Annotated in this window: 9 protein-coding genes and 2 riboswitches; of the genes, 2 read left to right on the top strand and 7 right to left on the bottom strand. The window is 72.1% G+C overall.

Features of this window, described 5'->3' with window-relative positions; all coding sequences use genetic code 11:
* Positions 1–293: 293 nt before the first annotated feature.
* A complete protein-coding gene (locus MKL09_RS03580; RefSeq protein ID WP_244018022.1) occupies positions 294–1421 on the top strand; it encodes a hypothetical protein in 1128 nt (375 codons plus the stop codon).
* Positions 1422–1806: 385 nt separating this feature from the next.
* Here the strand turns inward: MKL09_RS03580 and MKL09_RS03575 are convergent, their stop codons facing one another.
* From MKL09_RS03575 to MKL09_RS03550, 6 genes are all read right to left on the bottom strand, one after another.
* The gene (locus MKL09_RS03575; RefSeq protein WP_244018020.1) at positions 1807–3486 is read right to left on the bottom strand and encodes a DEAD/DEAH box helicase; all 1680 of its coding nucleotides are present in this window, start codon (positions 3484–3486) and stop codon (positions 1807–1809) included.
* A gap of 306 nt (positions 3487–3792) precedes the next feature.
* Complete coding sequence (gene cobF, locus MKL09_RS03570) at positions 3793–4554, bottom strand: precorrin-6A synthase (deacetylating) (protein WP_244018018.1); 762 nt, start codon at positions 4552–4554, stop codon at positions 3793–3795.
* Positions 4555–4602: 48 nt separating this feature from the next.
* On the bottom strand, positions 4603–5556 hold the full coding sequence (locus MKL09_RS03565; protein WP_244018016.1) for an ornithine cyclodeaminase family protein: 954 nt from the start codon (positions 5554–5556) through the stop codon (positions 4603–4605).
* Between the two features lie 188 nt (positions 5557–5744).
* The gene (locus MKL09_RS03560; RefSeq protein ID WP_244018014.1) at positions 5745–6866 is read right to left on the bottom strand and encodes a DSD1 family PLP-dependent enzyme; all 1122 of its coding nucleotides are present in this window, start codon (positions 6864–6866) and stop codon (positions 5745–5747) included.
* Between the two features lie 53 nt (positions 6867–6919).
* Positions 6920–8053 carry a pyridoxal-phosphate dependent enzyme gene (locus MKL09_RS03555; RefSeq protein WP_244018026.1) on the bottom strand — a complete coding sequence of 378 codons (1134 nt, stop codon included), beginning with the start codon at positions 8051–8053 and terminating at the stop codon, positions 6920–6922.
* 161 nt (positions 8054–8214) lie between these two features.
* Positions 8215–9489 (bottom strand): D-amino acid dehydrogenase, encoded by a 1275-nt coding sequence (locus tag MKL09_RS03550; protein WP_244018012.1) that lies wholly within the window; start codon positions 9487–9489, stop codon positions 8215–8217.
* A gap of 69 nt (positions 9490–9558) precedes the next feature.
* A riboswitch (glycine riboswitch) is annotated at positions 9559–9672 on the bottom strand.
* Positions 9673–9675: 3 nt separating this feature from the next.
* Positions 9676–9779: riboswitch (glycine riboswitch) on the bottom strand.
* Positions 9780–9935: 156 nt separating this feature from the next.
* Here MKL09_RS03550 and MKL09_RS03545 point away from each other — a divergent pair.
* Positions 9936–10271: a hypothetical protein gene (locus MKL09_RS03545; protein WP_244018010.1), complete on the top strand. Its 336-nt coding sequence runs from the start codon at positions 9936–9938 to the stop codon at positions 10269–10271.
* 70 nt (positions 10272–10341) lie between these two features.
* Here the strand turns inward: MKL09_RS03545 and MKL09_RS03540 are convergent, their stop codons facing one another.
* The gene (locus MKL09_RS03540) at positions 10342–11685 is read right to left on the bottom strand and encodes an Nramp family divalent metal transporter (RefSeq protein ID WP_244018009.1); all 1344 of its coding nucleotides are present in this window, start codon (positions 11683–11685) and stop codon (positions 10342–10344) included.
* Positions 11686–11731 lie beyond the last annotated feature (46 nt).

Raw genomic sequence — 11731 nt, 5'->3', positions numbered from 1 at the left:
GCGGGGAGGGGCAGGGGTGGGGGTGGTGCAGGATCAGGCGCTCCGGTACCTTCTGAGCCACCCCCACCTCCAACTCCTCCCCGCAAGGGGGAGGAGAGCGCGTTCCGGGCATCCGCCAGGGGCCGGGGAGGGGGCTCCAGGGCACGGAATACCAAAAAACTCCCCTCCTCCCGGGCCGGTCGCGCCGGCTCCGCGCTGGCGCCCATGCGCCGGCGGGGCTGGACAAACCCGGGTGGAGGCCGCGATCTGTCGCGAAAGGGCTCGGCGGATCAGAGCGAACGACAGTGACCGGGATGAGGAACGCGGCGGCCGCGAGGCTTTCGGAGCGGCTCCACGGGTTTCGGAGCTTGGGCGACAATTGCGAGTTCGGCTTCGTGCAGCGTTACGGCGGCGTCGAGCCGTCCGGGCTGCTGCGGTTCTCCTACACGCCGATGGCGGACCTGATCCGCGGCCTGCGCTGCGGCTTCGCGGATTTCGGCGGGCCGGGCGACCTGCGCATCGCGGTCAGCGCCGGCGGCACCTATTACTGTCACAGCGTGGCCTACAACATCTGGGCGAACACCGGGCATCCCGCCGGCTCGATCGACCCGGAGGTGCTGGTCGAGCGGGAATACGGCCGCCTCGCCCACCTCAAGCGCAAGATGCTGGACGACCTCGCCGACGGGTCGAAGATCCTGGTCCGCAAGGTCGCCCGCGACGCCCCGGATTCCGAGTTCGTGCACCTGGCCGAGGCGGTCTGGGCGCACGGCCCCTCGACGCTGCTGCGCGTCACCGAGGCCGGGCCCGATTGGCGCCCGGAGCCTGCGCGGCGGGTCGCCGACCGGGTGATCGCCGGGCGGGTGCGCCGCTTCGCCCCCACCGAGCAGGCCTGGGAGGTCGATCTCGAGCCCTGGATGCAGCTCATCGACAGCGCCTACGCGCTGGAGCATGGCCAGGCGCCGACCGATCTGGGGGCGGGCGCTTTTGCGGACGCCCTGACGCTGCCGGGCGGCCTGCGCCGCCATGCCGGGCGGCACCCGACCCTGGCGCTCAGCGCCTACACACGGGCGGTCGACCCGGCCGGCCTCGGTACCGACCGGGCCTACGTGTTCTCGACCTGGGTGTGGATCCCGGAGGCGTTCGCCGGCGAGCGGATCTTCGCGGTCGCGGGCCACGGACGCCTGGGCTGGCGCGACGCCGACCTGTCCCGGCGCAGCTGTTGGCAGCGGGTCTGGGCGGGCGGCCGGATGCGCCCGGGCGTCGACCGCGAACCCGTAGGGCTCGGCATGATCGGGACCAAGCGGGACGCGTTCTGGTCGTTCGGCGCGCGCTTCCACGAGGGCCCGATCCCGGAGGAGGGGGCCGCGCCCACCTTCCGGATGCCGCCTGCCCGCTTCCCGGGGCGCCGCGTATGGGGCTGGCTGCGGTCCCGGCTGCCGTAACGCCCGCGGCCATCGCCGCGGCTGTATCGGCGACATCGCGCGCGCGCGCTATTCCAGAGCCCAGCCAGCGAGCCCGGCCCCGACGAGGCTGCCGGAACTGGCGATCACGGACCGCCGACGACGCGCTCGGCCGACCCAGCCACACCACTCCCGACCCACATCTGAAGTTCGCATAAGATATATTATGGAACTAAAGCCATCGGGACGGTCGGGTGAGGGGGGCTGGCATGCCAGATGGCCGGGTTCGCCGCCGGATCGGGGACGCGCGTCCGACCGGGCTCTTTCCGGCTTTCGAGCGCCGGTCCGGTCTCGCCGCGTCGGCGAAGCGGCGAGACCGGGTGAGGGCGGTTCGAGGAACCTGGACCAAAGCGCCCTCCCCGCGGCCTCACGCGGCGCGTCCGGCGAGCCGGCTCTGGTCGACGAAGATCCGGCCGTCCTGGGCGCGGCACTCGATCTGGTCCGACAGCCGGCCCGGCCGGATCCGGATCGCCGCCGGCCGGGCCAGGGTCTCGGCCTGATCCAGGAAGCCGGCGGCGTCCATCGGCGCGTCACGGCCGCCGCCGAGCCCGCGCCACCACAGCACCGCCTTCTCCCGCTCGTAGCCGCTGCGCTCGGGCCGCAGGCGCACCCGCCAGTCCGCCACGGCGGGACCGTCCCGCCAGCCGAGCACGAGGTCGAGCCCGTCCGGAGCCGCCTCCAGGCTCAGATCGGTCACCGGATGCCAGCGCGCATCCGTCTCCGGGGCAGGGCCGGCCGGCACGATGTCGGCCGAGAGGATCGGCAATTCGTCCTCGGCCGCGGCGTCGTGCAGGGCGGCCGGATCGGCCTCGTCCTCCGGCTCGGTCCAGCAGGCCTCGCAGGTGGAGGCGTTCAGGGCGATCAGGGCGCCGCAGCCGGGGCAGGGTTTTGCACGCAGGCCCCCTGCCCCGCCGAGCACCTGGGCGGCACTCTGCGCCGTCACGGCGTCCACCGGCCCGTGCATCCGCACCAGGCCGGCATAGTCGAGGATCAGCGCGTCAGCCTTGGCCGGCGCGCAGCGCAGTGCCCGGCCGACCTGCTGGACGTAGAGGCCGGTGCTTCGGGTCGGGCGCAGCAGCGCCACGAGGTCGACCTCCGGGGCGTTGAAGCCGGTGCCGAGCACGCCAACCGAGGTCAGGCAGCGGATTTTTCCGGCCCGGAATGCCGACACGATCCGGTCGCGCTCCCGCCGGGGAGTCTCGCCCGAGACGGTCTCGCAGGAATACCCCTCGGCCCGCACCGCGTCGCGCACGGCCTCGGCATGGGCGAGGCCGGCGCAGAAGGCGAGCCAGGCCCGGCGGCCGCTGCCGTATTCCGTCAGCTCCGCCACGGCGGCTCGGGTGATCCAGTCGCGGTTGACCGCCGCCTCCAGCTCCCCCGGGATGTAGTCGCCCCCGCGCCGGCCGACACCGGAGACGTCGAGCTGGGTCAGGGTCGCCTTGGACACGAGCGGCGCCAGGAAACCGCGCCGGATCAGGTCGCCGGTATCGGCCTCGTAGGCGATCCCGGCGAACAGGCGGCCCTCCCCTGCGTCGAGCCGGCCGGAATCGAGCCGGTAGGGGGTCGCGGTGAAGCCCGCCACCCGCAGGCCAGGGGTCAGCGCCTGCAGGCCCGCCAGGAACCGGCCGTAGCGGGTCTGGGCGGCGCGGGGGATCAGGTGCGCCTCGTCGACGATCACGAGGTCGCGCGGGCCGACAGCGTCGAGCCGGTCGGCCACGGACTGGATCCCGCAGACCAGGACCTGCGCCCCGGCCTCCCGCCGCCCGAGCCCGGCGGAGAAGATGCCGGCCGGCGCCTCCGGCCAGTAGCGGGTCAACTCCGAAAAGTTCTGGGCGACGAGCTCGCGGCTGTGGGTGACGATCGCCACCCGGGCGAGGGGGTTTTTTGTGACGGCCTCCCGGGCGAGGGCGGCGATGACCAGGGCCTTGCCGGCCCCGGTGGGCAGCACGACCAGATGGCCGGGCGCCGCCGCGTCGCCCCCTCCCCGCCCCCAGGCGGCCGCGAGGGCGTCGAGGCTGGCGCGCTGGTAGTCCCGCAAGCGCAGCATGGCGGCGGTCTAGCCGGGTCGGGCCGTCCTGTCCGTGGCGGCGGGGTCACGGCGGGGGTCGGCGTTGTCACGGGGCGCGTTGGCCCGATGGCTCCCATCCTCCACTTCATCCTGAGGTGCCCGGTGATCGAAGATCGCCGGGCCTCGAAGGAGCCCTCCAGCCGGCCGCGCGATCCCTGGAGGCCTCCTTCGAGGCTGCTGCGCAGCACCTCAGGATGAGGGGGAGAGTGGGATGTGCGTGGGCTCGCAGCGCCCTCGTCATCATCGCGCGCGCAGCAATCCAGGGCCGCGCGGCATGACAGGCTCTCACTCGGCAAGCCGTCGTAACAAATAAATATCCATGATCCAGCCATGCCGCGCCCGTGCCTCCGCGCGGACCCGCCGGATTTCGTCGCCAACTGAGCCGACGCGGCCGGAGATCAGGATCTCGTCCGGGCCGCCGAGATAGGCGCCCCAGTAGATCGTCAGATCCGGGTCGAGATGGGCGAAGCTCGGATCACCGTCGAGCATCACCACGATGCTGTCGGCATCCTCGGGCCAGTCCGCCGCGAGGCGGCGCCCGGTGGTGATCAGCACCGGGCCGCCGATGGCGTTGAGCGGCACGCCGTGGCGGGCGGCCAGGACCTGCACGCTGGAGAGGCCGGGGATCACGGCGCAGCGCAGGGCGAGACGCCCGCGCGCAGCAATGCGGTCGAGGATCCGCAGGGTGCTGTCGTAGAGGGCCGGGTCGCCCCAGACCAGGATCGCCCCGACCTGCCCGGCCCCGAGTTCCGCCGCGAAGGCCGCCTCCAGCCGCTCGGCCCGGGCCGCGTGCCAGGCCTCGACGGTGGCGCCGTAATCGGCCGGACGGCGCTCCCGGGGCGGGTCCTCGACGGTGACGACCCGGTGGGGTTTTTGGATATGGACGGCGCAGATCCGCTTGCGGATGTCCACGAGGTCGGCGGTCTCGGCGCGCTTGTCGAGCACGAACACCGCGTCGACATCGGAGAGCGCCCGCACCGCCTGGAGGGTCAGGTGCTCGGGATCGCCCGTGCCGATGCCGATGACCCGGATCTGCCTGTCCTGCATGCCGCTCTGTCCTCCGCCGGGGCGGGGGAGGGCCGGCGTCGGCGTCCCCTACCCGCGCCCGTCCGCTTTGGCGAGGATCGCCCGGGCGATGGTCAGGTCTTGGAGGGCGATGCCGGAGGAATCGAACACCGTGATCGCCTCCGGGTCGGTCCGCCCCGCGTTGCGCCCCCCCTCCCCGCTCCCCTGCCCGCTCCCCAGCACGGCGCCGATCGCCCGCAGCTCCGCGGTTGCGGGGGCGTGCTGGAACTCGCCGATGGTGCGCGACTGCTCGGGCAGGTCGCAGAACAGGGCCGCCCGCTCCAGCATGGCCGGGGGCAGCTCTTGCTTGCCCTTGGCATCCGCCCCCATGGCGGCGACATGGGTGCCGGGGCGGACCCAAGCGGCCTCGAACAGAGGCGCCTTGGCCGGCGTCGCCGTGACGATCACGTCGGCGGCCCGGCAGGCCTCCTCCGCGGAGGCCGCCCGCACCGCGACCTCGGCCCCCTGTCGGCGCAGGCGCTCGCCGAACCCTGCGACCTTGTCGCCGTCGCGGGCGACCACCAGCACCTCCCGGATCGGCAACACCCGGGCGAGCGCCGCGCACTCGAACTCCGCCTGGTTGCCGGCCCCGAACACGGCGAGCACCGCCGAATCCGGCCGGGCCAGGACACTGGCCGCCACCGCGTCGGCGGCGGCGGTGCGGTAGGCGTTGACGCGGCCCGCCTCGATCACCGTGTCGACCCGGCCGACATCCTGGTCGAACAGCAGGATCACCGAATTGTGCCGCGGCAGGCCCCGGTCGGGATTGCCCGGCCAGAACGAGCCGACCTTCAGGCCGGCATAGGCGGTGGTCGATCCCGACTTGATCGAGAACCGATTGGTCGGCTCCGAGCCATGCCCCAGCACCGCCGGGAACAGGGTGGTGCCCGGCGCAACCGCAGCGATCAGCGCCTCCCGGGCCGCCTCGAACGCCAGGGCGTGATCGACCAGGGCGGCGGATTCCTCTTCCGAGATGAAGCGCATGAGCGGCAAGCCTTTCCTGTCATTCGGCCTCTCCCACCCGCGCCCTCATCCTGAGGTGCCGGGCGATCGACGATCGCTCGGCCTCGAAGGAGCCCTCCAGGGGCCGCGCGACCTCTGGAGCCCTCCTTCGAGGGCCGCTGGCGCGGCCACCTCAGGATGAGGGGAATGGGTGGGAAGCGCCCCCTACCCTACAACGTCATGCCGCGGGCGGTGACCGGCCAGACCGCCTCGACCCGGCCATTCCGCACGCCGACATACCAGTCGTAGACGTTGACGGTCGGGTCGCAATGGCCCGGAATCAGCTTCAGGCGGTCGTTGAGCTTGAGCACGTTGCCGGGATCGCTGATCACCCCGTGCTCGTCCGAGCACTTGATGTATTCCACGTCGCTGCGGCCGAACACCAGGGGCAGGCCGCTGTCGATGCTCTGGGCCTTCAGGCCGGCGTCGCAGATCGCGACATCGGCCTTGGCCTTGCTCATGATCGAGGTGACGATGAACAGGCTGTTCTCGAAGTCGCCGATCGGCTGGCCGCTCGCATCCTTCACCCGCTGGTAGTCGGCGTCCATGAACACGTAGGAGCCGCATTGCAGCTCGTTGTAGACGCCGCTGCCGCCCTCCAGGGCGAAGCTGCCGGTGCCGGCGCCCGCGACGATGTCGCAATCGAGGCCTTCCGCCTTCAGCAGGTCGACGGTGCGCTTCGTGTCGTCGATCGCCGCCTGGATCAGGGCCTTGCGCTCGGCGTAGTCGCGCACGTGCTGCGCCCGGCCCTGATAGGCCTGCAACCCGGCGAATGTCAGCCCCGGCGCCGCCGCGATCCGCTTGGCGATCGCCACCGCCGGCTCGCCCGGGGCGACGCCGCAGCGGCCGGCACCGACATCGATCTCCACCAGGGCCTCGAGGGTGACGCCGTACGTCACCGCCGCCGCCGACAGGTCATCGACATTGCCGAGGTCGTCGACGCAGACCAGCACCCGCGCCCGGGTGGCGAGGGCGGCCAGGCGCTCGATCTTCTGCGGCGCCACGACCTGGTTCGACACCAGCACGTCGCGGATGCCGGCACTCACCAGGGCCTCGGCCTCGCTGACCTTCTGGCAGCAGACCCCGCAGGCCCCGCCCCGCTCGATCTGCACGGTCGCGATGTCGGAGGATTTGTGCGTCTTGGCATGGGCCCGGTGGCGCAGGCCGTTCTCCTTCATGAAGCGGCCGAGCTTGTCGACGTTGCGCTCGAAGGCGTCGAGATCGACCATCAGGCAGGGGGTGTCGACCTCTTCGACCGGCATGCCGACGCGGGCGGGAATGTTGTTGCGCATGGGGTGTCTCCTCCTGGTCGGGCGTTTTTTCGTTTCGCGTTCGCCTCAGCGGGTCACGGGGCGAGATCCAAAAGCTCGGCGATGCGCGGCGTCGCCTTGATGCCGGTGCCGGTGAGCACCGCCACCACGGTCTCGTCGGGCCCGATCGCGCCGCTGGCGGTCAGGTCGGTGAGCGCCGCCGCGGCCATGGCGCAGGTCGGCTCGACGTAGAGGCCGGAGCGGGCGAGCTCCATCAGCGCCGCCTCGATCGCCGCCTCCGAGACCGCCACGGTGCCGCCTCCGGAGCGGCGGAGCGCCGCCAGCACCGCCCGGCCGCGCACCGGCTGGGCGATCGACGCGCCCTCGGCCAGCGTCGGGCCCGGGATGACCGGCAGAAAATCCTCGGCCTCCGCCTGGAAGCCGGCATGCAGGGGCGCGCACTGGGCCGCCTGCACCGCGTACAGGCGGGGCAGGCGGGCGATCGCGCCCCGGCGCAGCAGCTCCGAGAAGCCGATGTCGCAGCCGAGGACGTTGCTGCCCGCCCCGCACGGGATGATCACCGCGTCGGGGGCGGAGAAGCCAAGATCCTCCCACAGCTCGTAGGCCAGGGTCTTGGTGCCCTGGAGGAAATGGGCCTGCCAGTTGTGGCTGGCGTAGAAGATGTCGTCGGCCTGCCGCACGGCCGCGTCCGCGGTGTCCTGGCGGGTGCCGGGGATCAGCTCGACCTCGGCGCCGGCGGCGCGCATCTGCACGGTCTTGGCCGGTGAGGTCGAGGCCGGGACCAGGATCTTGGCCCGCATCCCGGCGGCGGCCGCGTAGGTCGCCACAGCCGCGCCGCCGTTGCCGGACGAATCCTCCAGCACCGCGTCGATGCCCTGCTGGCGCAGGATCGACAGCATCACGGAGGCGCCGCGATCCTTGAAGCTGCCCGAGGGGGCGAACCATTCGAGCTTGAAATGGGCCTGGCGCCCCCGCCAGGGCCGGCGCACCAGCGGCGTGCAGCCCTCCCCCAGCGAGACCGGATCCGTGACCGCCACCGGCAGCGACGCCGCGTAGCGCCAGAGCGAGCGCTCCCCGGTCTCGATCTGCCCCCGGTCGATCCCGGGCAGCGGCGAGATCATCAGCGGCCCGCCCGAATCGCCGCGCCAGCGCGGGATCTCGATCGGGTAGGAGGCGCCGGTGGCGGGGTCGATATAGGCGGGGGGCATATTGGGAGCAGGCATGCGCATCACGGCTCGGGGATCCGGGGCGGCTCGGCGAGTGTATACAGAATTATATTGGGAAACGCGCCGTCCGTTCCCCCCGAAACTGACGGCGCGTTTCGTCCCGGTCGGCGGCATTGCTGCCGAGCCGGGATCCGGTTCCGCCGTCAGGCGGCGAGCGGCAGGCCCACGGCCTCCGGCGCAAGCTCCGCGGCCACTGCCTCGGCCAGGAGCTCGGCGGTGGCGCCCGAGAGGGTCCAGCCGAGATGGCCGTGGCCGGTGTTGTAGAACACGCCCGGCCGGCGGCCGCGGCCGACCTTGGGCAGCATGTTCGGCAGCATCGGCCGCAGGCCGCTCCAGGACACCACCCGGTCGGTGTCGACCCGCGGGAACTGCTCCCGGGTCCAGTCGATCAGGGGCTGCACCCGGTCGTGGCGGATGTCGCGGTTGAAGCCGTTGAACTCGGCGGTGCCGGCGACCCGCAGGCGCGTGTCGCCGAGCCGGCTGGTGACGATCTTGGCCGCCTCGTCGAGGATGCTCACCTCCGGGGCCGCCCGCTGCGCCTCCGGGGTCAGCAGGTTCACGGTGATCGAGTAGCCCTTCACCGGGTAGACGTTGACCCGGTCCCCGAGCATGGCGGCGAAGCGCCGGCTGGCACAGCCCGCGCAGATCACCACCGCGTCGGCGCGCAGCACCTGCGGGTCGGCGGACGGCCGGTCGGCCAGATGATCGGTTCTGCGCCAGCCGATGGCGTAGCCCCCCTCCCCGGCGGCGATCGTCTCGACGCTGGCGTCGTGGACGAAGCGGACGCCCTTGCGGGCGCAGGCGGCGGCGAGACCCCGGGTGAATGTGTGGATGTCGCCGGTGGCGTCCGACGGGGTGAAGTAGCCGCCCGCGTAGGCGCCGGCCAGCGTCGGCTCGATCGCCCGGATCTCCTCCGGGGTGACGGCGTAGCGCTCGAGCCCGCCCTCCCGCAGCAGGGCGTTGACGGCATGCGCCTTCTCGAAGCTCGCCCGGTCCCGGTAGAAATGCAGGATGCCGCGGGTTTTGAGGTCGAAATCGATGCCCTCGGCCTCGGCCATGGCGAACAGGGCCGTGCGCGCCTTGAGGGCGAGCCGCACGGTCTCCACGGTGTTCTGGCGGTAATGGGCGATCTCGCGCATGAACTCCGCCATCCAGGACAGCTTGTGCCAGGACGGGGTGGGGTTCATCAGCAGCGGCGCGTCGCGGCGCATCATCCACTGGACGCCGTGGAGCACGGTGGAGAGCTTGTTCCAGACCTCGGCGTTGCAGGCCGAGAGCTGGCCGCCATTGGCGAAGGAGGTTTCCATGGCGGCGTAGCGCTGCCGGTCGAGGACGGTGACGCTGTAGCCGCGCTGGGCGAGCGCATAAGCGGTGGTCACGCCGGTGATGCCGGCGCCGATGATGGCGATGTGGGTCATGCTATGGGACTCCGGGACGTGCGGACGCGGTGAGGCCCTCCCCTGCGGGGTGGCCGGTTTTCGCGCCCCATCTGTCCCGGTGCCTGAGAGCTTGATCCGGCCGGCCCTGGCAAGGCTGGCACGGACGTCCCCTTCGGCGGGTGCCCACGGACCGAAAAGGATCCGCTGCACCGCTCTCCAGATCGCCCTGACGACACGGTTCCGGTGCCTGAGAGTTTCCGGGGCGGTTGCTCCGTCGGCGCCGGGCCCCCCTCTGGTGGGCGGATCCCGGTCTCTCCCGCATCGTCGCGATGGGCTGGGGTATCGATACCCCGATTCGGCCGCCCGGGTGAAGGCCGGGAGCCCCGCCCCGGCGGACAGCGCGGCCGCCCTGTCACCCGCCGGGAGCGATCCCGGCGCTGGCCGGTTGACCGCTCGAAGCAGACAATCCTCCCGGGAGACGCCCGATGCTGACCAGGACCGCGATCTACGAGGGCACGGTACGCGACGGCCGCGACGACGAGTTCTTCCGCCGGGTCCGGGATGAGCTGGAGCCGTTCTGGCGGCGCTTCCCCGGGGTCACCGCGGTGCGGGTGCAGCGCCTGGTCTCCAAGGATGCCGACGCGCGGCCGATCGCCATGATCCTGGAGATGGACTTTTTCGATCAGGCGGCCCTCGACGCCTGCCTGGCCTCGTCGATCCGCCCGGAATCCCACGCCGCCACCGAGGCGGTGATGCAGATGTTCGACGGCCGCTTCTACCACCTCGTGAGTGAGGCGCGGAGCCTGGAGGTGGCCGGTTAAGGGTGGACACGACCGCCCGAGCGCCGTGCCGAGAACCGCTTCCGGCCGAGGCTGTGTGAATCGGACGGGTTCATTCCAGCCCCGGGACCGGCAGCCCGAAGGCGGCGGCCAGCAGGACCATGTTGAGGGCGAGCACCACGGCCGCCCCGGCCATGGACGCCGCCTGGGTCAGCGGGCCGTTGGCGAAGGCCCCCATCACGCTGCGGCGGCGGGTGAACACCACCAGGGCCACCATCGGCACCGGCAGGGCCAGCGACAGCACCACCTGCGACAGGACCAGCGCCCGGGTCGGATCGACGCCGATCGCGACCACCACGAAGGCCGGCAGCATGGTCACCAGCCGGCGGACGAGGAGCGGGATGCGCCAGCCGGTGAAGCCCTGCATCACCATCTGCCCGGCGAGCGTCCCCACCACCGAGGAGGAGATCCCGGAGGCGAGCAGCGAGACCAGGAAGGCGGCCCCGGCCGCCGGCCCGAGCAGCGGCGTCAGGGTGCGGTAGGCCTGGTCGATCTCGGCGACCGCGCTGTGGCCGGCATGGAAGGCGGCGGCCGCCATGATCACCATCGCGATGTTGACGAGGCCGGCCAGCAGCAGCGCCACCACGACTTCGCGGTTCGAGTAGCGCACCAGCATCCGCCGGTCGGCGTCGGTCCGGGGGCTGCCCCGGCCTTGCGTCAGCCCGGAATGCAGGAACAGCGCGTGCGGCATCACGGTGGCGCCGATGATCCCGACCGCGATGGTCAGCGCCTGCGCGTCCGGGATTTTGGGGGTGACGAGGCCCTTGGCGGCGTCCGCCCAATCCACCGGGGCGATGGCGAGCTCGACCGCGTAGCAGAGGCCGATCGTCCCGACCATGACGCCGATCGCGATCTCCAGCGGCCGGAATCCCTCGTGCTCCAGCAGCAGGATCGCGTAGGTGACGATCGCGGTGATCGCCATGCCGGCCATCAGCGGCATGCCGGTGAGCAGCGACAGCCCGATCGCGCCGCCCAGGAACTCCGCGAGGTCGGTGGCCATGGCGGCGACCTCGCTGATGCCCCACAGGCCGAGCCGCACCGGCAACGGCGTGGCGTCCCGGCAATGCTCGGCCAGATTCTTGCCCGTGACGATGCCGAGCTTGGCCGAGAGCGCCTGGAACAGCATGGCGGTGACGTTGGCGAGCAGCACCACCCAGAGCAGGCCGTAGCCGTAGCGGGCGCCGGCCTGGATGTTCGTGGCGAAGTTGCCGGGGTCCATGTAGGCGATCGACGCCGTCACGGCGGGACCGACGAACAGCAGGAACCGGCCGCGGCCGCCCGGCCGCCCGTCGAGGGTATCGCGGATGGCCTGCTCCGTGCGCCGGCTCATCCCCCCGGGCGCAGTTCCTTGGGGATCCTGCCGCCCCGGGACCGTCGCCGCGTCCGGCGTTGCCATGCCTCACCCTTTTCTCAAAGATATAGCTTCAGCTATATTCATGGGA

The organism is Methylobacterium sp. J-048, from assembly GCF_022829515.1.
Classification (GTDB): domain Bacteria; phylum Pseudomonadota; class Alphaproteobacteria; order Rhizobiales; family Beijerinckiaceae; genus Methylobacterium.
The sequence above is the reverse complement of the archived record's forward strand: the minus strand, read 5'-3'. Positions and strand labels throughout refer to the sequence as shown.

Excerpts from the sequence above, each read along its gene's own strand:
- MKL09_RS03580 (WP_244018022.1), top strand. The coding sequence starts at position 294 with ATGAGGAACGCGGCGGCCGCGAGGCTTTCGGAGCGGCTCCACGGGTTT.
- MKL09_RS03575 (WP_244018020.1), bottom strand. The coding sequence starts at position 3,486 with ATGCTGCGCTTGCGGGACTACCAGCGCGCCAGCCTCGACGCCCTCGCG.
- cobF (WP_244018018.1), bottom strand. The coding sequence starts at position 4,554 with ATGCAGGACAGGCAGATCCGGGTCATCGGCATCGGCACGGGCGATCCC.
- MKL09_RS03565 (WP_244018016.1), bottom strand. The coding sequence starts at position 5,556 with ATGCGCTTCATCTCGGAAGAGGAATCCGCCGCCCTGGTCGATCACGCC.
- MKL09_RS03560 (WP_244018014.1), bottom strand. The coding sequence starts at position 6,866 with ATGCGCAACAACATTCCCGCCCGCGTCGGCATGCCGGTCGAAGAGGTC.
- MKL09_RS03555 (WP_244018026.1), bottom strand. The coding sequence starts at position 8,053 with ATGCCCCCCGCCTATATCGACCCCGCCACCGGCGCCTCCTACCCGATC.
- MKL09_RS03550 (WP_244018012.1), bottom strand. The coding sequence starts at position 9,489 with ATGACCCACATCGCCATCATCGGCGCCGGCATCACCGGCGTGACCACC.
- MKL09_RS03545 (WP_244018010.1), top strand. The coding sequence starts at position 9,936 with ATGCTGACCAGGACCGCGATCTACGAGGGCACGGTACGCGACGGCCGC.
- MKL09_RS03540 (WP_244018009.1), bottom strand. The coding sequence starts at position 11,685 with ATGGCAACGCCGGACGCGGCGACGGTCCCGGGGCGGCAGGATCCCCAA.